This window comes from Pseudomonas sp. DF11 (genome assembly GCF_058148565.1).
The window spans coordinates 23635-47672 of record NZ_JBYVYN010000005.1; the positions used below are offsets into that span (position 1 = coordinate 23635).

At 60.2% G+C, this 24038-nt stretch carries 21 protein-coding genes; 20 read left to right on the forward strand and 1 reads right to left on the reverse strand.

All coding sequences use genetic code 11. The annotated features are described in order from the left end of the window. Positions 1-136 precede the first annotated feature (136 nt). Positions 137-325, reverse strand: coding sequence for a hypothetical protein (locus tag AC30D9_RS16180; RefSeq protein ID WP_490144401.1), 189 nt, complete (start codon positions 323-325; stop codon positions 137-139). On the opposite strand from AC30D9_RS16180, the gene AC30D9_RS16185 reads away from it, so the two are divergent. The 20 genes from AC30D9_RS16185 (at position 324) to fliG (ending at position 24035) form a co-directional block, all read left to right on the forward strand. Continuing rightward, on the forward strand, positions 324-1883 hold the full coding sequence (locus tag AC30D9_RS16185; protein ID WP_490144402.1) for a sigma-54-dependent transcriptional regulator: 1560 nt from the start codon (positions 324-326) through the stop codon (positions 1881-1883). The two genes, AC30D9_RS16180 and AC30D9_RS16185, sit on opposite strands and share 2 nt — an antisense overlap. Before the next feature lie 337 nt (positions 1884-2220). Further along, the gene (locus AC30D9_RS16190; protein WP_003199043.1) at positions 2221-2958 is read left to right on the forward strand and encodes a flagellar basal body rod protein FlgF; all 738 of its coding nucleotides are present in this window, start codon (positions 2221-2223) and stop codon (positions 2956-2958) included. Positions 2959-3007: 49 nt separating this feature from the next. Beyond that, complete coding sequence (gene flgG, locus AC30D9_RS16195; RefSeq protein ID WP_053146447.1) at positions 3008-3793, forward strand: flagellar basal-body rod protein FlgG; 786 nt, start codon at positions 3008-3010, stop codon at positions 3791-3793. 72 nt (positions 3794-3865) lie between these two features. Continuing rightward, positions 3866-4561 carry a flagellar basal body L-ring protein FlgH gene (flgH, locus tag AC30D9_RS16200; RefSeq protein WP_134923283.1) on the forward strand — a complete coding sequence of 232 codons (696 nt, stop codon included), beginning with the start codon at positions 3866-3868 and terminating at the stop codon, positions 4559-4561. Positions 4562-4606: 45 nt separating this feature from the next. Continuing rightward, positions 4607-5677, forward strand: a complete 1071-nt coding sequence (locus AC30D9_RS16205; protein WP_162488974.1) for a flagellar basal body P-ring protein FlgI — start codon at positions 4607-4609, stop codon at positions 5675-5677. A 10-nt stretch (positions 5678-5687) separates the two neighbouring features. Then, on the forward strand, positions 5688-6992 hold the full coding sequence (gene flgJ, locus AC30D9_RS16210; protein ID WP_134923284.1) for a flagellar assembly peptidoglycan hydrolase FlgJ: 1305 nt from the start codon (positions 5688-5690) through the stop codon (positions 6990-6992). 10 nt (positions 6993-7002) lie between these two features. Beyond that, the gene (gene flgK, locus AC30D9_RS16215) at positions 7003-9018 is read left to right on the forward strand and encodes a flagellar hook-associated protein FlgK (protein WP_134923285.1); all 2016 of its coding nucleotides are present in this window, start codon (positions 7003-7005) and stop codon (positions 9016-9018) included. Between the two features lie 13 nt (positions 9019-9031). After that, positions 9032-10618, forward strand: a complete 1587-nt coding sequence (locus AC30D9_RS16220) for a flagellar hook-associated protein 3 (protein WP_307571530.1) — start codon at positions 9032-9034, stop codon at positions 10616-10618. Between the two features lie 297 nt (positions 10619-10915). Then, a complete protein-coding gene (locus tag AC30D9_RS16225; protein WP_307571529.1) occupies positions 10916-11845 on the forward strand; it encodes a ketoacyl-ACP synthase III in 930 nt (309 codons plus the stop codon). 251 nt (positions 11846-12096) lie between these two features. Next, entirely contained in the window at positions 12097-13542 is a 1446-nt protein-coding gene (locus tag AC30D9_RS16230) for a flagellin N-terminal helical domain-containing protein (protein ID WP_134923288.1), read from the forward strand. A 74-nt stretch (positions 13543-13616) separates the two neighbouring features. Then, the gene (locus AC30D9_RS16235; RefSeq protein WP_307571528.1) at positions 13617-13973 is read left to right on the forward strand and encodes a flagellar protein FlaG; all 357 of its coding nucleotides are present in this window, start codon (positions 13617-13619) and stop codon (positions 13971-13973) included. An 81-nt stretch (positions 13974-14054) separates the two neighbouring features. Then, positions 14055-15440, forward strand: coding sequence for a flagellar filament capping protein FliD (gene fliD, locus AC30D9_RS16240; RefSeq protein WP_490144403.1), 1386 nt, complete (start codon positions 14055-14057; stop codon positions 15438-15440). Positions 15441-15592: 152 nt separating this feature from the next. Next, a complete protein-coding gene (gene fliS / locus AC30D9_RS16245) occupies positions 15593-15997 on the forward strand; it encodes a flagellar export chaperone FliS (protein ID WP_134923291.1) in 405 nt (134 codons plus the stop codon). A gap of 24 nt (positions 15998-16021) precedes the next feature. Next, positions 16022-16318, forward strand: coding sequence for a flagellar protein FliT (gene fliT, locus AC30D9_RS16250; RefSeq protein ID WP_490144404.1), 297 nt, complete (start codon positions 16022-16024; stop codon positions 16316-16318). A gap of 167 nt (positions 16319-16485) precedes the next feature. Continuing rightward, entirely contained in the window at positions 16486-17961 is a 1476-nt protein-coding gene (locus tag AC30D9_RS16255; RefSeq protein WP_003199076.1) for a sigma-54 dependent transcriptional regulator, read from the forward strand. A gap of 111 nt (positions 17962-18072) precedes the next feature. Further along, positions 18073-19281 (forward strand): sensor histidine kinase, encoded by a 1209-nt coding sequence (locus tag AC30D9_RS16260; protein ID WP_134923293.1) that lies wholly within the window; start codon positions 18073-18075, stop codon positions 19279-19281. 5 nt (positions 19282-19286) lie between these two features. Beyond that, on the forward strand, positions 19287-20681 hold the full coding sequence (locus AC30D9_RS16265) for a sigma-54-dependent transcriptional regulator (protein ID WP_490144405.1): 1395 nt from the start codon (positions 19287-19289) through the stop codon (positions 20679-20681). Between the two features lie 215 nt (positions 20682-20896). Continuing rightward, on the forward strand, positions 20897-21223 hold the full coding sequence (gene fliE / locus AC30D9_RS16270; protein ID WP_003199082.1) for a flagellar hook-basal body complex protein FliE: 327 nt from the start codon (positions 20897-20899) through the stop codon (positions 21221-21223). A gap of 15 nt (positions 21224-21238) precedes the next feature. Further along, complete coding sequence (gene fliF, locus AC30D9_RS16275) at positions 21239-23023, forward strand: flagellar basal-body MS-ring/collar protein FliF (RefSeq protein ID WP_307571524.1); 1785 nt, start codon at positions 21239-21241, stop codon at positions 23021-23023. Next, positions 23016-24035: a flagellar motor switch protein FliG gene (gene fliG / locus AC30D9_RS16280; protein ID WP_003199086.1), complete on the forward strand. Its 1020-nt coding sequence runs from the start codon at positions 23016-23018 to the stop codon at positions 24033-24035. The genes fliF and fliG overlap by 8 nt, the downstream gene beginning before the upstream one ends. Positions 24036-24038: the final 3 nt, after the last annotated feature.

The window sequence follows — 24038 nt, forward strand, 5'->3', positions numbered from 1 at the left end:
TGCTGATTTCCCTCAGGGGGAAGGCTGTTTGTTTTTATGTCCAGCGATGCATTAGAGATAACTCGAAGCAGGGAGGTGTGCAGTAGGCAGACGAAGGGATGAAGTGCGATAAGGGTGTGAATTCGTAAAGTTTTCGTTACGGATTGAGCGTTACTCCGATGCTGCCGAGATTTTTGGCTGGGAAATGACCTACAGCTGTCACATAATCTTGACGTTTATTTGCGCTGCCATGCAGAAAACCTGTGGTGAGCAAGCTTGCTCCCGCTGGCCGCGCAGCAGCCTCCACTCCCATGCTTGCATACACATCGATATCGGGCCTTTTCATGCGCATCAAAGTCCATTGCCAGAATCGCATCGGCATCCTGCGGGACATTCTCAACCTGTTGGTGGAGTACGGCATCAACGTCGCCCGGGGGGAGGTCGGTGGCGAACATGGCAATGCGATTTATCTGCACTGCCCGAACCTGATCAACATCCAGTTTCAGGCGCTGCGTCCGAAATTCGAAGGCATCGCCGGGGTATTTGGCGTCAAGCGCGTAGGGCTGATGCCCAGTGAGCGTCGGCACATGGAGCTCAATGCCTTGCTCGGCGCCTTGGAATTTCCAGTGCTGTCCATCGACATGGGTGGCTCCATCGTCGCGGCCAACCGGGCAGCGGCGCAGTTGCTCGGGGTGCGGGTGGATGAGGTGCCCGGGATTCCACTGTCCCGCTACGCCGAGGATTTCGATTTGCCTGAACTGGTGCGCGCCAACCAGTCGCGGATCAACGGGCTGCGGGTCAAGGTCAAGGGCGATGTGTTCCTGGCCGACATCGCCCCGTTGCAATCGGAGCACGACGACAGCGAGGCCATGGCCGGCGCGGTACTGACGTTGCATCGGGCCGACCGGGTCGGCGAGCGTATCTATAACGTGCGCAAACAGGAGCTGCGCGGTTTCGACAGCATCTTCCAGAGTTCCAAAGTGATGGCGGCGGTGGTGCGTGAGGCCCGGCGCATGGCGCCGCTGGACGCGCCGCTCTTGATAGAAGGCGAAACGGGCACCGGTAAGGAATTGCTGGCCCGCGCCTGTCACCTGGCCAGTCCGCGCGGGCAATCGCCGCTGATGGCGCTCAACTGTGCCGGGCTGCCAGAGTCCATGGCCGAGACCGAACTGTTCGGCTACGGCCCCGGCGCCTTCGAAGGTGCCCGGGCCGAAGGCAAGCTCGGCCTGCTGGAACTGACCGCCGGGGGCACGCTGTTCCTCGACGGGGTAGGGGAGATGAGCCCGCGCCTGCAAGTGAAACTGCTGCGCTTTCTGCAGGACGGTTGCTTCCGGCGTGTCGGCAGCGATGAAGAGGTGTACCTGGACGTCCGGGTGATCTGCGCCACCCAAGTGGACTTGTCCGAACTCTGTGCCCGGGGTGAATTCCGTCAGGACTTGTACCACCGCTTGAATGTCCTTTCCTTGCACATCCCGCCGCTGCGCGAATGCCTCGATGGCCTGGCGCCGCTGGTGGAGCATTTTCTCGACCAGGCCAGCCGCCAGATCGGCTGTGCGCTGCCCAAGCTGGCCCCGGCGGCGATGGACCGTCTGAGCCACTACCACTGGCCGGGCAACGTCCGGCAATTGGAAAACGTGCTGTTCCAGGCCGTTTCCCTGTGCGACGGCGGCACGGTGAAGGCCGAGCATATTCGCCTGCCGGACTACGGTGTGCGCCAACCCCTTGGCGACTTTTCCCTTGAGGGCGGGTTGGACGAGATCGTCGGGCGTTTTGAGAAAGCCGTGCTGAAGCGCCTGTACGCCGATCATCCCAGCAGCCGGCAACTGGGCAAGCGGCTGGGGGTCTCCCATACCACCATCGCCAACAAGTTGCGTGAGTATGAGGTCGGTAAAAGCGAGTCATAGCTGCTTGCTCCCGGTGCCCATGCGGGCCTCATCGCGAGCAGGCTCGCTCCCACAAGGTTATTGATTGCTCACAAATCCCAGGAGCACTGGAGGTCCGATGTGGGAGCGAGCCTGCTCGCGATGACGGCAGTGGCCATTACCCAAGGACAAGCATTGCCTCCAACCGGCACAACACCGCCGGTTTTTCGTCTTCGACACATTTCAAAAATCCCTTCCACAACCCTGGACCCCTTGTTTGCCGGGGTGCGGCGCGTCAGAAAAAAGTTGGTCTGCAAATTGCTTAAGGCTGTGCAACACAGCAGTGGGCGGCAAACGTCCGGCATGCAGAGGAACGACAGTGGACAAGTACCTTTATGTGGCAATGACCGGCGCCAGCCAGAATGCACTGGCGCAACGGGCCCATGCCAACAACCTGGCGAACATTTCCACCAACGGTTTTCAGAAAGACCTGGAGCAGGCCCGCTCGATGCCGGTGTTCGGCGACAGCTTTCCGGCGCGGGCGTTTGCCATGTCCGAGCGGCCTGCCACTGACTTCACGCCGGGGGCGCTGGTGGAAACCGGTCGCGACCTCGACGTGGCGGTCAGCGGTCCGGGCTGGATGGCTGTGCAGAACCCTGACGGTGGCGAAAGCTACGTGCGCACAGGAAGCCTCAACGTCGACGCCCTGGGCGTGCTGCGCGCCGGCAACGGCATGCCGGTGATGGGCAACGGCGGCCCGATCGCCGTGCCGCCCGAGCAGAAAATCGAAATCGGCCAGGACGGCACCATCAGCATCCGCGCCATGGGCGAAGGCCCGCGTGTGATGGCTGAAGTGGACCGCATCAAGCTGGTCAACCCGGACCTCAAGAACATGACCAAGGGCCTGGACGGTTCGATCCGTACCAAGGACGGCCAGCCGGCACCCATCGATGCCAACGTGCAGTTGGTGTCGGGCTTCCAGGAGGCGAGCAACGTCAACGCCGTGGATGAAATGACCTCGGTGCTGGCCCTGGCCAAGCAGTTCGAGCTTCACGTGAAGATGATGAACACCGCCAAAGAAGGCGACGAGGCCATGGCTCGGGTCTTGCAGATCTAACCATTAATTAAAGCGTCGCGCCGAAAAACAGGCGTACGAGGAGAATCGAATGCTTCCGGCTCTATGGGTTGCCAAAACAGGTCTGTCCGCCCAGGACACCAACCTGACGACCATTTCCAACAACCTGGCGAACGTCTCGACCACGGGTTTCAAACGTGATCGCGCCGAGTTCCAGGACCTGCTGTATCAGGTGAAACGCCAGCCTGGCGCCCAGTCGACCCAGGACAGCGAACTGCCGTCTGGCCTGCAAGTGGGTACCGGTGTGCGCATCGTCGGCACCCAGAAAAACTTCAACGCCGGCAGCCTGCAGACCACCGAGCAGCCGCTGGACATGGCCATCGACGGTCGCGGTTTCTTCCAGATCCTGCAGCCGGACGGCACCACGTCCTACACCCGTGACGGTACGTTCCACCTCGACTCCAATGGCCAGATCGTCAACGCCAGCGGTTTCGCCCTGGAGCCGGCCATCATCATCCCGAACGATGCCCAGACCTTTACCGTGGGCCGTGACGGCACCGTGTCTATCACCGTGGCAGGCAACCCGGCCGCCCAGGTGATCGGCAACCTGCAGACCGCCGACTTCATCAACCCGGCCGGCCTGCAAGCGGTGGGCAACAACCTGTTCCTGGAAACCGCCGCCAGTGGCGCGCCGCAAGTCGGCACCCCGGGCCTGAACGGTTTCGGCACCACGCTGCAGAACACCCTGGAAACCTCCAACGTGAGCACCGTCGAGGAGATGGTCAACATGATCACCACCCAGCGTGCCTACGAAATGAACTCCAAGGTGATCTCCACCGCCGACCAGATGCTCTCGTTCGTCACGCAGAACCTGTAATCGCGTCGCAACGTCCGTCATTACGTAGACAGGGCGGCCCCAGGGTCGCCTGCAACACCAAGAGGTAGGGTCATGAAACGCTTCGCATCTGTTCTGGCACTGAGTGGGATCACCGCACTCGCGGGCTGTGTCGCGCCGACACCCAGGCCCAATGACCCGTATTACGCCCCGGTGTTGCCGCGCACGCCATTGCCGGCTGCGGCCAACAATGGCTCGATCTACCAGGCCGGTTTCGAACAGAACCTGTACAGCGACCGCAAGGCCTTCCGGGTCGGTGACATCATCACCATCACCCTGAACGAGCGGACCCAGGCCAGCAAGAACGCCAACTCGCAGATCGACAAGACCAGCGAAACCAGCGTCGGCCTGACCTCGCTGTTCGGCTCCAGCCTGACCACCAACAACCCGATCGGTGGCGGCGACCTGAGCCTCAACGCCGGGTACAACTCTGATCGGGCTACCAAGGGCGACAGCAAGTCCGGCCAGAGCAACAGCCTGACCGGCTCGATTACCGTGACCGTCGCCGATGTGCTACCCAACGGCATCATCGTCGTGCGCGGCGAGAAGTGGCTGACGCTCAACACCGGTGACGAACTGGTGCGCATCGCCGGCATGGTTCGCGCCGACGACATCGCCACCGACAACACCGTTTCTTCGACCCGCGTGGCCGATGCCCGTATCACTTACTCGGGTACCGGTGCCTTTGCCGATGCGAGTCAGCCGGGTTGGTTCGACCGTTTCTTCCTCAGCCCGAAGTTCCCTTTCTAGGTGGCCCAGTTGAATCTTAAGCAGCTGTTGATCGGTGCCCTGGTGATGTCGGCGGCCTTTACCGCTCAGGCCGAGCGTTTGAAGGACATCGCCAGCATTTCCGGCGTGCGTTCCAACCAGTTGATCGGCTACGGCCTGGTCGTGGGCCTGAACGGCACCGGTGACCAGACCACCCAGACCCCGTTCACCCTGCAGACCTTCAACAACATGTTGTCGCAGTTCGGCATCAAGGTGCCGGCCGGCTCCGGCAACGTACAACTGAAGAACGTCGCGGCGGTGTCGGTCAGTGCCGATCTGCCGGCGTTCGCCAAGCCTGGCCAACAGGTGGATATCACCGTCTCGTCCATCGGTAACTCCAAGAGCCTGCGCGGCGGCACCTTGCTGCTGACGCCGCTCAAGGGTATCGACGGCAATGTCTACGCCATTGCCCAGGGCAACCTGGTGGTGGGCGGTTTCGATGCCGAAGGCCGTGACGGTTCGAAGATCACCGTCAACGTTCCGTCGGCCGGTCGCATCCCCGGTGGTGCGTCGGTGGAACGGGCGGTGCCGAGCGGTTTCAACCAGGGCAACAGCCTGACGCTGAACCTTAACCGTTCCGACTTCACCACCGCCAAGCGCATCGTCGACAAGATCAACGACATGCTTGGCCCAGGCGTGGCCCAGGCCATCGACGGTGGCTCGATCCGCGTCACCGCGCCGCTGGATCCGAGCCAGCGAGTCGACTACCTGTCGATCCTGGAGAACCTCGAGGTCGATCCGGGCCAGGCGGTGGCGAAAGTCATCATCAACTCGCGTACCGGCACCATCGTGATCGGCCAGAACGTCAAGGTGTCTCCGGCTGCCGTGACCCACGGCAGCCTGACGGTGACCATCACCGAAGACCCGATCGTCAGCCAGCCGGGGCCGCTTTCCAACGGCCAGACCGCCGTGGTCCCGCGTTCGCGGGTCAATGCCGAACAGGAAGCCAAGCCGATGTTCAAGTTCGGCCCGGGTACCACCCTGGATGAAATCGTCCGGGCGGTGAACCAGGTCGGCGCGGCGCCGGGCGACTTGATGGCGATCCTCGAAGCCTTGAAACAGGCCGGCGCGTTGCAAGCCGACCTGATCGTGATCTGAGGGGCGAGCCATGGATATGCGCAAGGGCGCTTTGATCAGCGGGGATTCGGGTTCCTACTCGGACCTGAACCGCTTGAACCAGCTCAAGGTCGGCGACAAGAACAGCGACGGCAACCTGCGTAAAGTGGCACAGGAATTCGAGTCGCTGTTTCTCGGTGAAATGCTCAAGTCCATGCGTTCGGCCACCGAGGCCCTGGGCAAGGACAACCCCATGAATACGCCCGAGGCCAAGCAATACCAGGAAATGTACGACCAGCAGTTGGCCGTTTCCATGTCCCGCGAAGGCGGCGGTATCGGCCTGGCCGATGTGTTGCTGCGCCAGATGTCCAAGAACAAACCGCTGGCGCCCGGCGAGGCGGCCACGTTGTCGGCTGCCAAGCAGCAAGAGGCACTGGACAAGGTCGCCAAGGCGCCGGTGCCGACACCGGTGGCTGCCGGAACCTTGCCTACTGACGGTCCGTTGTCGCGTACCAGCGGCCAACGTCCATTGTGGGCGTCGCGGGCCGTGAATGCGCCGCAGGGGGCTGAAGGTGTCCACCGCAACGACATGGAGTTGCTCAACCAGCGCCGCCTGGCCTTGCCGCCGAAACTGGCTGATCGTCTGCTCGCCGGCCTGGTGCCTTCGGCGTCGGCCAATGCCGATGTACCCGCACAGAACCTGTTGCCGGATCGCGCCGTCGCCGCCGTCAAGCCGGCCACTGGCGAACTGGCCAATGGCGACTGGCTGGCCGCGCTCAAGGCTGCCGAGCCGAAAGGCGATATGCAGGTTTATGGTCGCGCCGTGGCCCAGCCACCGCTGGCACCGGCGCGCAAGGCCTTCCGCGATGCCGATGAATTCGTCAACGCCATGCTGCCAATGGCCAAGGAAGCCGCCGACCGCATCGGTGTCGACCCACGTTACCTGGTGGCCCAGGCCGCCCTGGAAACCGGTTGGGGCAAATCGGTCATGCGCCAGCCCGATGGCAGCAGCAGCCACAACCTGTTCGGCATCAAGGCTAGCGCCAATTGGAAGGGGGATTCGGCGCGGGCGATCACCAGCGAATTCCGCAATGGCGCGATGGTCAAGGAGACGGCCGAGTTCCGTTCCTACGCCTCGTATCGCGACAGCTTCCACGACTTGGTCAACCTGTTGCAAAGCAACAGTCGCTATCAAGATGTGTTGAAGTCGGCCGATAACCCGGAACAGTTTGTACGCGAGTTGCAGAAAGCCGGTTACGCCACCGATCCGCACTACGCCAGCAAGATTTCGAACATAGCCCGGCAGATGACGAGTTACCAAAACTACGCTTCTGCAGGCGCCACCACGACTTTATAAGGTCTGAACCATGAGTTTGCTCAATATCGGGATGTCGGGTCTGTCCGCAAGCCAGTCCTCGTTGATGACCACCGGTAACAACATTGCCAACGTCGATACCGCCGGTTATTCGCGTCAGCAGACCGTGCAGACTACCAAGGCGTCGAACCAGTACGGCAATGTGTTCATCGGCACCGGCACGACCCTGGCCGATGTGCGCCGGGTGTACAGCAGCTACCTCGATGCACAGTTGCGCACCGCCACGTCCCTGGACAATGACGCGCAGATCTACCTGGGGCAGGCCTCGCAGGTGGACAAGCTGCTGTCCGACAGCGGCACTGGCGTTACCAAGACGCTGCAATCATTTTTCTCGTCGCTGCAGACCCTGGCGGGCAACTCCAACGACACCGCTGCGCGCCAGGCATTGCTGACCAACGCCCAAGGCTTGAGCAGCCGCTTCAATGCCATTTCCCAGCAGTTGACCCAACAGGGCACCTACATCAACGACCAGTTGAGCTCGATGACCGAACAGGTCAATAAGCTGGCGGCGACTGTTGCGGCGTACAACCAGAAAATCAGTGAGGCCACGGGATCAGGTGCCGGTGGCATGCCCAACGATTTGCTGGATCAGCGCAGTGAGGCTGTCCGTCAACTGTCCGCGCTGGTAGGCACGCAAGTCACCGAAACCGACGGCAAGATGGATATCTACCTGGGCAGTGGCCAGCCGCTGGTCATCGGCAATACCGCCAATACCTTGCAGGTAGCGGCTGACAAAAACGACCCGACCCGTTCCGCCATCATCATGACGCGTGGCAGTTCGACGCTCGATATCACGTCCGTGACGAGTGGTGGCCAGATAGGTGGCTTGTTGCGCTACCGCAATGAAGTGCTGACTCCAGCGGTCAACAGCCTGGGTCGCATCGCCATGGTGGTTACCGACCAGGTCAACAGGCAATTGGGCCAGGGCCTGGACCAGAACGGTAACTTTGGCGCGGCATTGTTCAATGACATCAACAGTGCCACTGCCATCAGTCAACGCAGCATTGCCAGCGCCAACAACAATCCGGCGTCTGGCAACCTGAACGTGACCATCACCGATACCAGCAAACTGACGGCCAGCGACTACCAGGTCACCTTCACCAGTGCCACGGGCTACAGTGTGCGTCGTTTGTCGGACAACACCGACATGGGCGTTTTCACCCTGGGCGCGACACCGGCTCCGGTCATCGATGGCTTCAGCCTGAGCCTCAATGCCGGCCCGGTAAACGTCGGCGACAGTTTCAAGATTACTCCGACTCGCAGTTCCGCCTCGGACATGACGGTCGTCATGACCGACGCCAAGACCTTGGCCACCGCCGCTCCGCTGACGTCCACCAAGGCTTCGGGCAACGACGGCACCGGCGCAATCGGCCAACCGACCTTGAGCACGGTCCTGGATATCTACGATCCGGTCCAGCGCCTGGAAGTACAGACCGCAGTCAAGAATTCGATGCCGGTTCGCCTGCTCATGACCAGTGCGACCGCCTATGAAGCCTTCGATGCCAAGGGCAACAGCATCGGCACCGGTAGTATCGTCCCAGGCCAGAACAACGACCTGAGTATTTCGGTGCCGTATATTGACGGCGGCGGTGTCGCCAAGACATTTAACATGGCGGTGACTCTCAGTGGCAGCCCTGCCGCGGATGACAGCTTCAACATCTCCATGACGGCGGCCAGCAGCACTGACAACCGCAACGCCCAGGCGTTGCTCGGTCTGCAAACCAAGGCCACGGTCGGCGCCAATGCCACCAGCCCGGGCGTGAACTTCACCGATGCCTATGGATCCCTGGTCTCGTCGGTCGGCTCCCAGGCCAAGCAAGGCCAGCTCGATGCCACGGCCACCGGCACCATCCTGACTCAGGCGCGCAACTCCCGCGACTCGATGTCGGGGGTCGATCTCGATGAAGAGACCGGCAACCTGGTCAAGTACCAGCAGTATTATTCGGCGTCTTCGCAGATCATCAAGGCTGCGCAGGAAACGTTCAACACTCTGATCAGCGCCCTTTAAGGAGCCGTAAAACATGCGTATTTCTACTGCACAGTACTATGCGACGACGGCGGCCAACTACCAGCGTAACTTCAACAATCTGGTCAAGACGTCCGAGCAGGCCAGCAGTGGCGTGAAGCTGGAGACGGCGGCGGATGATCCGGTCGGCGCGGCCCGCCTGTTGCAGCTCGACCAACAAAAAGCCATGTTGGGCCAGTACACCACCAACATCAATGCGCTGAACACGGCCCAGGCCCAGGAAGAAGCCGTCCTGGACAGCATCAACAACGTGCTGCAGAAAGTCAGTGAGCTGGCGGTACGTGCCGGTGGCGGTTCATTGAACGACGACGACCGCAAATCCATTGCCGCCGAGCTCGGCGCGTCCGAGGATCAGTTGCTGAGCCTGATGAACAGCAAGGATGCCAACGGCAAGTACATTTTTTCCGGTGCCAGCAACAACACCGAGCCTTTTGTGCGCAATAGCGATGGCACCTACAGCTACCAGGGTGACCAGACCCAACTGCAGCTGAAGATCGGCGACTCGATGTCGCTGGGCCTCAACGACACCGGGTGGGATGTATTCCAGCAGGCGATCAACGCCAGTCGCAGCACGACGACAATGACCGCACCGGCCGTCGACGATGGTCGTGTGGCCTTGTCGCAGGGCCTGGTCAATTCCGACGCGCATTTCGATGCGAATTTCCGCAGCGGTCAGCCTTACACCCTGTCGTTCACCAGCAGCACCCAATTCGTCATCACCGATGCCTTGGGCAATGACGTGACCGCCGAAGCGACCCAGGGCGGCGTCTTCGATCCGAAGAAGGAAGGTGGTTCCGACATCAGCTTCCGCGGTACGATCTTCAAGCTGGACATCACATTCCAGCCAGGCGACAACCCCGCCGATGCCGCCAGTGCCGACGCGGTGATTGCCGGCCACAGTTTCCAGCTGACAGCCAAGCCTGACAGTTTTGTCGCCAACCGCGCACCAGGCAACGGATCGACGGCGGTGATCAACCAGTCGGCCGTCACCAACGCGGCGGATTACAAGAGCTTTTTCCCTGAGGGTGGGGCGGTGCTGAAATTCACCAGCCCTACCACGTTCGACCTGTACGCCCAGCCATTGACCAGCTCCAGTACACCGGTCAGTTCCGGCACCGTGGCGGCGGGCGTGGCGACTGCCGCCGGTGTCAGCTTCACCCTTGGTGGCGGTGCGCCGGCGACAGGTGACCAGTTTGACATTGCAGTCAACACTCACCAGACCCGGAACGTACTCGATACCATCAGCCAGTTGCGGCAGACCCTGGAAACGCCGGCCCAAGGCAACCCGGCGGCACAGCGCTTCCTGGAAGATACCATCGCTTCGGCCATCGCCAACCTGGGCAACGCCAAGAACCAGGTCGACCTGGCGCGTGGCGCCATCGGTGCCCGGGGTAATGTCATGGACATGCAGAGCGAACAGAACCAAAGCACCAGCCTGATCAACGACTCGACCCAGAACGGGATCAAGAACACCGATCCGGCAGAAGTGCTGACACGCCTGACCTTGCAGCAGACCATGCTGCAAGCGGCGCAGTTGGCGTTCTCGAAGATTTCCCAGCTGGGCCTGTTCAACAAGCTTTGAGTCGGTCTTGACCGTTCGCGGCCAGCCCCCTCCATAGGGAGCTGGCTTTTTTTTGGGCTTTTCAAAAGGGGGCGGAGACATTCTCGCTCTCTGAAAATAGAATAAACCCCCAATCTCCAGTGACCCGTCAGTCAAAACGCGCATCTTCACTGTATCCTGTCCGCGGGCGGTGAAGGTGATGGGTCGCTCAAGACGATTCTTGAATAGTTACCTTTTCCGGGGGCCGATCCCTGACCGTAGACGCCCCTCGATTCAGCGAGCGGCGGTGTTCAGCTGTTTATTATTTGGGAAGCCATAATGATTGGCATAAAAAACATAGCGAGTTACGTGCCGACGGCCGGAGTTGATAACTACGCCCAAGGTGCAAAGTTCGACAAGGACGAAACCTTTATCCTTGGCAAGATTGGCTCGGCGTTCTTGCCGCGCAAGGGGGCAGAGCAGGAAACTTCCGATCTGTGTGTCGAAGCCGTAAATGCGCTGTTCGCCGCCAGCCCTGAGCTCAAGCGGGAATCCGTTGATTGCTTGATCGTTGTCACCCAGAACGGTGATGAGGAAGGTTTGCCGCACACGGCAGCAATCGTTCAGGAGAAGCTGGGTTTGCCGACCCATGTCGCCGCTTTCGATATTTCCCTGGGCTGTTCCGGCTACGTGTACGGCATCTATGCTCTCAAGGGCTTCATGGAAGCGACAGGGTTGAAAAATGGCCTGCTGGTGACCGCCGACCCGTACTCCAAGATCGTCGATCCGGAAGACCGCAATACCACCATGCTGTTTGGCGATGCCGCCACGGCGACCTGGATGGGCGAAAACGCCATCTGGCAGTTGGGCAAGTCGAAGTTCGGTACTGACGGTGCCGGCGCGCCCCACCTCAAGGTCAGCGATGGCGTGTTCTTCATGAACGGCCGCCAGGTCTTCAATTTCGCTTTGTTGAAAGTCCCGGCGCACTTGCACGAGCTGTTGGAGGAGTCGAATCTCCAGGCCGGCGATATCGATGCGTTTTGCATTCACCAGGGCAGTGCGGCCATCGTCGATGCCGTGGCGCGTCGCTTCGATGAAAGTGGCTCGGCCACGTTCGTCAAGGACATGCTCGAGACCGGTAACACGGTGTCGTCGAGTATCCCGCTGCTGCTGCAGAACCACGTGGTCGACTCCAAATGGACGCGCGTGGCCATCAGTGGATTCGGTGTGGGCCTGTCCTGGGGCTCGGCGATTCTCTATCGCGGCTGAGTCCCACAGGCTGTCCTAAAAATAAAAAACGCCCGGAAACGAAAATTTCCGGGCGTTTTGCGTTTTTCTGGCGCCAAAAAGAAGTGCTAACGCCTTGAAAATAAAGGGCTGGCAAGCTGCCACTAAAAATTTCCAAAAAACCCCTCAAGCAAAGCACCTTCACGACGATAACTAGTATGTAGGTTCTCTAGGCCACACCCGACGGATGTCAGGGCCGGAAGCCGCAGTATCCATCCAACGAGGATTTCGTCATGGCTTTAACAGTAAACACCAACATTGCATCGTTGAACGTTCAGAAAAACCTGACTCGTTCGTCCGACGCGCTGCAAACCTCCATGCAACGTCTGTCTTCCGGCCTGCGTATCAACAGCGCTAAAGACGATGCCGCCGGTCTGCAGATCTCCAACCGTCTGACCAGCCAGATCAACGGTCTGCAAACTGCCATCAAGAACGCCGGTGACGGTATCTCCATCGCCCAGACTGCTGAAGGCGCGATGCAGGAATCCACCAACATTCTGCAAAAAATGCGTACTCTGGCTCTGGCTTCCGCGAACGGTTCGCCAAGCGCCGAAGACCGTAAGTCGAACAACTCCGAATACGCCGCTCTGACTGCCGAGCTGAGCCGTATCGCTACCACCACTACCTTCGGTGGTCGCAAGATCCTCGACGGTTCGTTCGGTACTACCGCTTTCCAAGTGGGCGCCAACGCCAACGAAACCATCAACATGAGCCTGGGCGACGTGTCGGCCAACAACATCGGCTCCCAGCAACTGAAAAGCGTGGCCATCGCGCCAAACGCTACCGGTGTTGCCGCAGGTGCGATCGCTATCACTGGCGGTGGCCAGACGGCTAACATCGCTATCGCTGCCGGTCAGTCCGCCAAGACTACCGCTGCCCAACTGAACGGCGCAGTCGGCGGCCTGTCGGCTACCGCCAGCACTGAAGTACGTTTCGGCGTGAACACCGCAGCTATCACCGGTGCCGCTCCTGGCACTGCGAACTTCACCATCCAGGTAGGTTCGGGCACTGCGGTCAACCTCGTCGGCGTAACCGACACTGCTGGCCTGGCTGACCAACTGAAGTCCAACGCCGCCAAACTGGGCATCAGCGTTAACTTCAACGCCACTACCAACAACCTGGAAATCAAATCCGACACGGGTGAGAACATCATCTTCGCCGGTGCTGACGCCAGTGCTCAGGCCGGTATCACCGTTGCTGCCAAAGACGGTGCAGGTGCCTACGGTGCAGGTGTTGCTGCTACCGCCGCTGCTCTGCAGGTGACTGGTGCCGTTTCCCTGAACTCCACCAACAGCTATTCGATGAACGGCGCTGGTGCAACCGGTCTGTTCGTAGCCGCCGGTACTACCGTCAGCTCGACCAAAACCGTGGTTAGCAACACTGACGTGACCACTGCCGCCAACGCGCAAAACGCTGTTGACGTGATCACCCAGGCCATTGCCAACATCGACTCCCAGCGTGCTGACCTCGGTGCTGTACAAAACCGCTTCGACAGCACCGTGGCTAACCTGCGCAGCATCTCGGACAACTCCACCGCTGCTCGTGGTGTGGTCCAGGACGTTGACTTCGCGTCGGAAACCGCTCAGCTGACCAAGCAACAAACCCTGCAACAGGCTTCCACCGCGATCCTGTCCCAGGCTAACCAGCTGCCAAACGCTGTACTGAAGCTGCTTCAGTAATCCCGGCGCTTGGTGACTGACGGAAGGGCGCGTTTACGTGCCCTTTCGTCTTTTCCGTGAAGAGGAGATTTAGCATGGACATGAGCATTAAGTTGAACCTGTCTTATCCGGCCGTTGCGCCTCAGAGCGTAAAACCGGAGGTTACCGGCAAACCGGACCTGCCCAAAGCTGAAGCTGTTGCGTCATTGGCCCCCGAGCCCGAACCCAAGCGCGAGGATCTGGAAAAGGCTGTAACCGATATTCAGGAGTTCGTCCAGGCTGCCCAGCGCAAACTGGATTTTTCCATTGATGATTCCAGCGGTCGGGTCGTGGTAAAAGTCATTGCTACCGAAACCGGTAACGTGATTCGCCAGATCCCTTCGGAAGCTGCACTAAAACTGGCGCAAAGCCTGTCGGACGCCAGCAACTTGTTGTTCAACGACAGGGTCTGAGCTGGCATGAATTTTGTTGTTGTCGCTGTTTAAGGCGCTCGTGGTCAAGAACGCGGCAGCCACTGGATAAGGAGAGAGATGATGGCAGGTACAACGGTTAGCGGTATTGGTTCGAACATCGATACTCAGTCGATCGTGGCATCTTTGGTGGCCGCTGAAAGGGCACCGAAGCAGACGCAGATCAACAACCAAACGCTGAAAGCGACTACCTCGCTGTCGTCTATCGGCAAAATCCAGGCGGCGCTGGATGCTTTTCGTGGCGCATTGGACAACATGAAAACCGCCTCCAGCTTCAGCGGCTTGAGCGGTTCCTCGGCTGACGAAAAAGTCGCTACCGTGACCGCGGGGAACGGCGCGGCAGCCGGCAGTTTTGCGCTGACGGTCACTCAGTTGGCCACCGCGTCGAAGATATCGACCAAGGTCTTTGCTGGCGGCGCTTCTGCGGTGGTCAATGCCGGTGCTTCGGCGACCACCCTGAACATCAAGCAGGGCACCAACACATTCGCCGTCAGCGTTCCTGCTGGCGCGACGTTGCAGCAGGTCCGCGATTCGATCAACTCTCAGTATGCCAACCAGGGCTTGAGTGCCAACATCCTGACCGATGCCAATGGCTCGCGTATGGTGCTGACGTCGACCACCACCGGTGTCGGTTCTGACCTGACCTTGACGGGGGATTCCGGCCTGGAAACCGGGACTTCGGTCCTGGCTACACCGCAGAATGCCCTGTACAAACTTGATGGGCTGGCAATGGAGTCCAAGACCAATACCATCGCCGATGCTGTGAGTGGTGTGACCCTCAAGCTGGTGGGGGCTTCCGTGGTTCCGTCCGGCGGTACCGCAACGCCGACCACCATCACGGTCGCGGCCAGCAGTGCGACCTTGAAGTCGTCGGTCAAGGGGTTTGTCGATACCTACAACGCCCTGATCAAGGCGGCCAACGCCGAGACGCAAGTCACGACCAGTGCTGACGGTACCGTGACCTCCGGTGCGCTGACTGGCGATGCCTCGTTGCGTTCGATGTTGTCGGCGGTGCGTACTGAGCTGAACGCAATGTCGGGCACCGGCCAGTTGAAAGCGCTTTCCCAGTTCGGCGTTCAGACCGACCAGAAAACCGGCATGCTGTCGATCAACGACAAGCAGTTTGATGCTGCGGCATTGACCAATGCGGCCGATATCAATGGCATCTTCGCCGGCGATAACGGTTTGCTGGCGCGCATGAAGTCTGCCACTGACAGCTTTGCGGTGAGCAAGACCGGTGTTTTTGCCGCACGCTCGGCGAGTCTGAGTGAAAGCCTGGCCGATCTGAAAAAGCAGCAGGACACCCTGGATGCGCGGATGGCCAGCCTGCAAACCAGCCTGTCGGCCAAGTACACGGCCATGGACTCCCTGGTTGCCAAGCTGCGAGCGCAGGGTGACAGCATCATGGCCACGCTCAATGCGCTGAATAAATCGTCAAAAGACGACTGATTCAGAATGGCTGCAAAAGACCCAGGTGGGCTGTGATGACAGCGCCTGGGTTTTTTCATTGAGGGCGGTAAACGCTAAAGTTATGTACCGCTCAGTCGACATAATGGTTAGAGCAATCCTTTTTCACTTGTTGTCTGCTACGAGGTAGAAACATGAATCCCATGAGAGCCCTTCGCCAATATCAGAAGGTCAATTCCCATGCCCAGATATCTGAAGCCAGCCCCCATCGCTTGGTGCAAATGTTGATGGAGGGTGGGCTGGACCGCATGGCCCAGGGCAAGGGCGCAATGGAGCGTGGTGACATCGCACTCAAGGGGTTGATGCTTGGCAAGGCTGTCGACATCATCATCGGCCTGCGGGACGGCTTGAACCCGGAAAAGACCGAAGATCCCGCGTCGCTCCAGCAACTCGACAATTTGTACGCCTACATGATGACGCGCCTGATGGAAGCCAACCGCAATAATGATGCCGCGATCATCGACGAAGTCTCGGGTTTGCTCAGCACGCTGAAAAGCGGGTGGGATGCAATTGCCGATCATGCGACTGCCAATCAATAGGCCGGTAAGCCTGAGGATGACGTAATGAGCCAAGCACTGCAGCGAATCGAACAAACCCGTGATGCCTTGGTCGATGCCCTGGCCGAGCGTGACTGGGAGGCGATCAGCCAGTTGGACCTGACGTGCCGTTCCTGCATGGAAGACGTCTTGAGCGAGGCTCAGGTGGACGAGACGGCGTTGCGGATGAATCTTGAGGAATTGCTGGCGGTCTATCGGCAATTGCTGGAGGCGGCGACGGGGGCGCGTCAGGCGATCGTCGACGAGATGCAGCAGATCAATCAAGCACAGAGTGCGGCAAAGGTTTACCATCTGTTCGGTTAATTTAAGTTAATCCGAGCTCGTTGCGCCATAAATTTGACTGTGCACGGTTTTTTGACTTAACTAGTAGCTGTTACAGATTTAAGGCGTCTACAGGCATGACAAGTCTGCAAGCGTCTAGCTTGCCCCCTAATTTTGGGCATTGGGTTGACTAGGGAAGTTGCTATTGCATGTGGCGTGAAACCAAAATTCTCCTGATTGATGACGATAGCGTCCGCCGCCGCGACCTGGCGGTGATCTTAAATTTTCTTGGCGAAGAAAATTTACCCTGCGGAAGCCATGACTGGCAGCAGGCCGTCGGCTCTTTGTCGTCCAGTCGTGAAGTCATTTGTGTCCTTATCGGGACCGTGAATGCTCCCGCAACGCTTTTGGGCTTGCTAAAGACACTCTCAACCTGGGATGAGTTCCTTCCGGTTTTGTTAATGGGCGAAAATTCTTCCCTTGACTTGCCTGAAGACCAGCGCCGACGGGTACTTTCCACGCTCGAAATGCCACCCAGCTACAGCAAGCTGCTGGATTCGCTGCATCGTGCCCAGGTCTATCGCGAGATGTACGACCAGGCCCGCGAACGCGGCAGGCATCGTGAACCCAACCTTTTCCGCAGTCTTGTCGGCACCAGCCGGGCGATCCAGCACGTGCGCCAGATGATGCAGCAGGTTGCCGATACCGACGCCAGCGTGCTGATCCTGGGCGAGTCGGGCACCGGCAAGGAAGTGGTCGCGCGCAACCTGCATTACCACTCCAAGCGTCGCGAAGCGCCGTTCGTGCCGGTCAACTGTGGTGCGATTCCGGCCGAATTGCTGGAAAGCGAACTGTTTGGCCATGAGAAGGGCGCCTTTACCGGTGCGATCACCAGCCGCGCCGGGCGTTTCGAACTGGCCAACGGCGGTACGCTGTTTCTCGACGAAATCGGCGACATGCCGTTGCCGATGCAGGTCAAGCTGTTGCGGGTCCTGCAGGAGCGCACCTTCGAGCGCGTGGGCAGCAACAAGACCCAGAGCGTCGATGTGCGCATCATTGCCGCCACCCATAAGAACCTCGAAAGCATGATCGAGGTCGGCAGTTTCCGCGAAGACCTCTACTACCGCCTCAACGTTTTCCCGATCGAAATGGCGCCGCTGCGTGAGCGCGTCGAAGACATTCCGTTGCTGATGAACGAACTGATTTCGCGCATGGAGCACGAAAAGCGCGGTTCGATCCGCTTCAACTCGGCGGCGATCATGTCCCTGTGCCGCCACGGCTGGCCGGGCAACGTCCGTGAGCTGGCCAACCTGGTGGAGCGCATGGCGATCATGCACCCGTACGGGGTGATCGGCGTGAATGAGCTGCCGAAGAAATTCCGCTACGTCGACGACGAAGACGAGCAAATGGTCGACAGCCTGCGCAGCGACCTGGAGGAGCGGGTGGCAATCAACGGCCACACGCCGGATTTCACCGCCAATGCCTTGTTGCCGCCCGAAGGCCTGGATCTCAAGGATTACCTGGGAGGCCTGGAGCAGGGGCTGATCCAGCAGGCGCTGGACGATGCCAACGGTATCGTGGCCCGCGCCGCAGAACGCCTGCGCATCCGTCGTACCACCCTGGTGGAGAAGATGCGCAAGTACGGCATGAGCCGTCGCGAAGGAGATGAACAGGCGGATGATTGACGCCTGTTTTCCAACCGCCTGATTTTCAGGCGGTTTTTTTTTCGGCACGGGTATTGCTATAGCCCTCGCAACGTTCCGTTTAACTGACGGTCAGCCAAGCGAGAGAGCCCAATGACCCAAGTCGCCCAGATGTCTCCTGTCCCCGAGCTGGAACACAGGCCGTCCGCCGAGCAGGCAAGCCGGCTTGGACTTGAGCAGGCTTTTTCGCTGTTCAACCAGATGTCCAGCCAACTGACTGATTCCTACAGCCTGCTCGAAGCCCGGGTCACCGAGCTCAAGGGTGAACTGGCCGTGGTCAGCGCCCAGCGTATGCAGGAGTTGGCGGAAAAGGAACGCTTGGCCAATCGCCTGCAAAATCTCCTCGATCTGTTGCCTGGTGGCGTTATCGTCATCGATGCCCACGGCCGTGTGCGCGAAGCCAACCCGGCGGCTTGCGAATTGCTCGGCCTGCCGTTGGAGGGGGAGCTGTGGCGGCATGTCATCGCCCGTTGCTTTGCGCCCCGTGAAGACGACGGCCATGAAGTGTCCCTCAAGGACGGTCGGCGCCTGTCCATCTCGACGCGCTCGCTGGATGCCGAACCTGGGCAGTTGGTGCTGCTCAATGACTTGACTGAAACCCGTCACCTGCAAGACCAGTTGGCTCGCCATGAGCGCCTGTCCTCCCTGGGGCGGATGGTGGCGTCGTTGGCCCACCAGATTCGTACGCCGCTTTCCGCTGCGCTGCTCTATGCCAGTCACCTGACTGAACAGCAATTGCCGATGGAAACCCAGCAACGCTTCGCCGGACGCTTGAAAGAGCGTCTGCACGAACTGGAGCACCAGGTGCGCGACATGCTGGTCTTCGCTCGTGGCGAGCTGCCGTTGACCGACCGTGTCACTCCAAAGGCCTTGCTGCAATCGTTGCAGGCCGCGGCGTTGACTCATGTGCGGGATCTGCCGATTCGCTGGCAGTGCGACAGCCATGTCGGCGAAGTATTGTGTAACCGCGACACATTGGTGGGTGCGGTGTTGAACCTCATCGAAAACGCGATCCAGGCCAGTGGCGGCGACGTCCGGCTGAAAGTGCACTTGTACACCCGCGACAACACTTTGCGCCTGTGTGTCAGCGACAGCGGCAGTGGTATCGCGCCGGTCGTGTTGGCACGCCTGGGTGAGCCATTCTTTACCACCAAGACCACCGGCACCGGCCTGGGCCTGACCGTGGTCAAGGCTGTGGCCCGTGCCCATCAGGGAGAATTGCAACTGCGCTCGCGGCTGGGTCGTGGCACTTGTGCGACGGTGTGCTTGCCGCTGTTTTCCAATGCGCCAGGGGTGGAGTGAAAGCAATGGCGATCAAGGTGTTGCTGGTTGAGGATGACCGGGCGCTGCGCGAGGCGTTGGCCGATACGCTGGTCTTGGCCGGGCACGACTATGCCGCCGTCGGTTCGGCGGAAGAGGCGCTGCTGGCGGTGGGTCGCGAAGCGTTCAATCTGGTGGTCAGTGACGTCAACATGCCGGGCATGGATGGCCATCAATTGCTCGGATTGTTGCGCGCCCGTCAGCCGCAACTGCCGGTCTTGCTGATGACCGCTCACGGCGCCGTCGAGCGAGCGGTGGATGCCATGCGCCAAGGTGCTGCGGATTACCTGGTCAAACCGTTCGAGCCCAAGGCGCTGCTGGATCTGGTCGCCCGCCATGCCCTGGGCAGTCCCGCGGTCGAGGGCGAAGGCCCGGTGGCCATCGAACCGGCCAGTGCGCAATTGCTGGAATTGGCCGCGCGGGTGGCTCGCAGCGATTCAACCGTGTTGATTTCCGGCGAGTCCGGTACGGGCAAGGAAGTGCTGGCGCGCTACATTCATCAACAGTCCCGGCGCGCCAACGAACCATTCATTGCCATCAATTGCGCGGCAATTCCCGACAACATGCTCGAGGCGACGCTGTTCGGCCACGAAAAGGGTTCGTTTACGGGGGCCATTGCGGCCCAGGCTGGCAAGTTCGAGCAGGCCGACGGCGGCACGATTCTGCTCGATGAGATTTCCGAAATGCCGCTGGGCCTGCAGGCCAAGCTGTTGCGCGTATTGCAGGAGCGGGAAGTGGAGCGGGTCGGTGCACGCAAGCCCATCAGCCTGGATATCCGCGTGGTGGCAACCACCAACCGCGACCTGGCCGGCGAAGTGGCGGCGGGGCGTTTCCGTGAGGACCTCTATTACCGTCTGTCGGTCTTTCCGCTGGCCTGGCGTCCGCTGCGCGAGCGCACCGCCGATATCCTGCCGCTGGCCGAGCGTCTGCTGAACAAGCACGTCAATAAAATGAAGCATGCGGCTGCACGGTTTTCGGCTGAGGCCCGGGCCTGCCTGATCGCCTATCCGTGGCCGGGTAATGTTCGAGAACTGGATAACGCTATTCAGCGGGCCTTGATCCTGCAGCAGGGCGGCTTGATCCAGCCGGAGGATTTCTGTCTGGCCGGCCCGGTGGCCTGCGCGCCATTGCCCGCATTGTCGCCGGTACCCGCTGCGGCCTTCGCCCCGCCACTGGAAGTCGAGGGTGAATCGGCCGGCGCCTTGGGAGACGACCTGCGTCGTCGTGAGTTCCAGATGATCATCGACACCCTGCGCGCCGAACGCGGTCGTCGCAAAGAGGCGGCCGAACGCCTGGGGATCAGTCCGCGCACCCTGCGCTACAAGTTGGCGCAGATGCGCGACGCCGGAATGGATGTCGAGGCCTATCTGTTCGCCAGTTGAGTGATGTGCACCGAATACCCCTTGTGGGAGCGAGCCTGCTCGCGAAAGCGATTTACCAGTCACCGTTGCATTGACTGAACCACCGCTTTCGCGAGCAAGCCCGCTCCCACACGCATTTGTTTTTTGCAGCCATGGAGCTGGCACCCTTGTTGCTAATACCTGAATACCCGCTGAGTAAGTGTCAAAAAAATGCGGGCCGCCAGAGAGAGTAGACCATGAGCCAAGGTATTGAATTTAATCGGTTGATGTTGGACATGCGGGCCATGCAGATGGACGCCATGGCCCAGCCTAAATCGGTCGCGGTCCCCCAAGTGGGTGGCAGCAGCTTTTCCGACATGCTCGGTCAGGCCGTCAATAAAGTGAACGATACCCAGCAGGCATCGAATCAGTTGGCCAGTGCTTTCGAGATTGGCAAAAGTGGCGTCGACCTGACGGATGTAATGATCTCCTCGCAGAAAGCCAGTGTCTCGTTTCAGGCGTTGACCCAGGTTCGCAACAAACTGGTTCAAGCCTACCAAGACATCATGCAGATGCCGGTCTAAGGAAATTATTGAGTCATGGCAGAAGCAGCCGTTGATAACGTTCCAGCCAAGGCCACTCCGGTAGACGGCAAGCCGCCGCTGTTCGGTCTGTCCTTCCTGGAAAATCTCTCCGAGATGACCATGCTGCGTCAGGTAGGCCTGTTGGTCGGCCTGGCTGCCAGCGTGGCGATTGGTTTTGCCGTGGTACTGTGGTCCCAGCAGCCGGACTACCGTCCGCTGTATGGCAGCCTGGCGGGCATGGACGCCAAGCAAGTGATGGAAACCCTGGCTTCCGCCGACATTCCTTATACCGTCGAACCCAATTCCGGCGCCTTGCTGGTCAAGGCTGATGACGTCGCCCGTGCGCGTCTCAAACTCGCTGCGGCCGGCGTGACGCCTACCGATGGCAACATCGGTTTCGAGATCCTCGACAAGGACCAGGGCCTGGGCACCAGCCAATTCATGGAAGCGACCCGTTATCGTCGTGGCCTGGAAGGTGAGCTGGCGCGGACCATTTCCAGCCTGAACAACGTCAAGGGTGCCCGCGTGCACCTGGCGATTCCGAAAAGCTCGGTGTTCGTGCGCGATGAGCGCAAGCCCAGTGCTTCGGTACTGGTCGAGCTGTATTCGGGCCGCTCCCTGGAGCCAGGCCAGGTCGTCGCCATCGTCAATCTGGTGGCGACCAGCGTACCTGAACTGAGCAAATCGCAGATCACCGTGGTCGACCAGAAAGGCAACCTGCTGTCCGATCAGGCGGAAAACTCCGAACTGACCATGGCCGGCAAGCAATTCGATTACAGCCGTCGCATGGAAGGCATGCTGACCCAGCGGGTGCACAATATCCTGCAACCGATCCTGGGCAATGATCGCTATAAAGCCGAAGTGTCGGCCGATGTCGACTTCAGTGCCGTCGAGTCGACCTCCGAGCAGTTCAACCCGGATCAACCGGCGTTGCGCAGCGAGCAATCGGTCAATGAACAACGCACCGCCAGCAATGGCCCGCAAGGCGTACCGGGAGCCCTGAGCAACCAGCCGCCGTCGCCGGCCAGCGCGCCGCAGACCACCGGGGGCGCCACCGCAGCCGCTGGCATGGTGCAGCCAGGCCAGCCGCTGATCGATGCCAATGGCCAGCAGATCATGGACCCGGCCACCGGCCAGCCGATGCTGGCGCCGTACCCGGCCGACAAGCGCCAGCAGTCGACCAAGAACTTCGAGCTCGACCGTTCCATCAGTCACACCAAGCAACAACAGGGGCGTCTGAATCGCCTGTCGGTCGCCGTGGTGGTGGACGATCAGGTCAAGGTCAACCCGGCCAATGGCGAAACCAGCCGTGCGCCGTGGAGCGCCGACGAGTTGGCGCGCTTCACTCGCCTGGTGCAGGACGCCGTCGGTTTCGACGCCAGCCGCGGCGACAGCGTCAGTGTGATCAACGTGCCATTCTCCTCGGAGCGTGGTGAAGTGATCGCCGATATTCCGTTTTATTCGCAACCCTGGTTCTGGGATGTGGTCAAGCAAGTATTGGGTGTGCTGTTCATCCTGGTACTGGTGTTTGGCGTGCTGCGTCCGGTGCTCAACAACATCACCGGTGGTGGCAAGAACAAGCAATTGGCAGGTTTGGGTGATGTCGAGCTGGGCGGCATGGGCGGCCTGGATGGCGAATTGGCCAATGATCGTGTCAGCCTCGGCGGGCCGCAGAGCATCCTGCTGCCAAGCCCGAGCGAAGGCTATGACGCTCAGTTGAACGCCATCAAGAGTCTAGTGGCAGAAGATCCGGGTCGTGTGGCCCAGGTCGTGAAAGAGTGGATTAACGCAGATGAGTGATAATCGAGCCGCTGTTGCCAAATTGTCCCGGGTCGACAAAGCCGCGATCCTGCTGCTGTCCCTGGGGTCCACCGATGCTGCCCAAGTGCTGCGCCACATGGGGCCCAAGGAGGTCCAGCGCGTGGGCGTGGCCATGGCCCAGATGGGTAATGTGCACCGCGAACAGGTCGAGCAGGTGATGAGCGAGTTCGTCGACATCGTCGGCGATCAGACCAGCCTCGGCGTCGGTTCCGACGACTACGTGCGCAAGATGCTCACCCAGGCGCTGGGCGAGGACAAGGCCAACGGCCTTATCGACCGTATCCTGCTGGGTGGCAATACCAGTGGCCTGGACAGCCTCAAGTGGATGGAGCCGCGCGCCGTTGCCGACGTGATCCGTTACGAGCACCCGCAGATCCAGGCGATCGTGGTGGCTTACCTCGACCCGGACCAGGCCGGTGAAGTGCTGGGCAACTTCGACCATAAAGTGCGGCTGGACATCATCCTGCGGGTGTCTTCGCTCAACACCGTGCAGCCGGCGGCCCTGAAGGAATTGAACCAGATTCTCGAGAAGCAGTTCTCGGGCAACTCCAATGCCTCGCGCACCACCTTGGGTGGTATCAAGCGTGCGGCGGATATCATGAACTTCCTCGACAGTTCGATCGAAGGTCAGTTGATGGACTCGATCCGCGAGTTCGACGAAGACCTGTCCGGTCAGATCGAAGACCTCATGTTCGTGTTCAACAACCTGTCCGATGTCGACGATCGTGGCATCCAGGCCCTGTTGCGCGAAGTGTCGTCCGACGTGCTGGTACTGGCCCTCAAGGGCTCGGACGAAGGCGTCAAGGAAAAGATCTTCAAGAACATGTCCAAACGGGCGGCCGAACTGTTGCGCGACGACCTCGAGGCCAAGGGCCCGGTGCGCGTCAGCGACGTGGAAACCGCACAGAAGGAAATCCTCACCATCGCCCGCCGCATGGCCGAAGCCGGGGAGATCGTTCTCGGTGGCAAGGGCGGCGAAGAGATGATCTAAGGT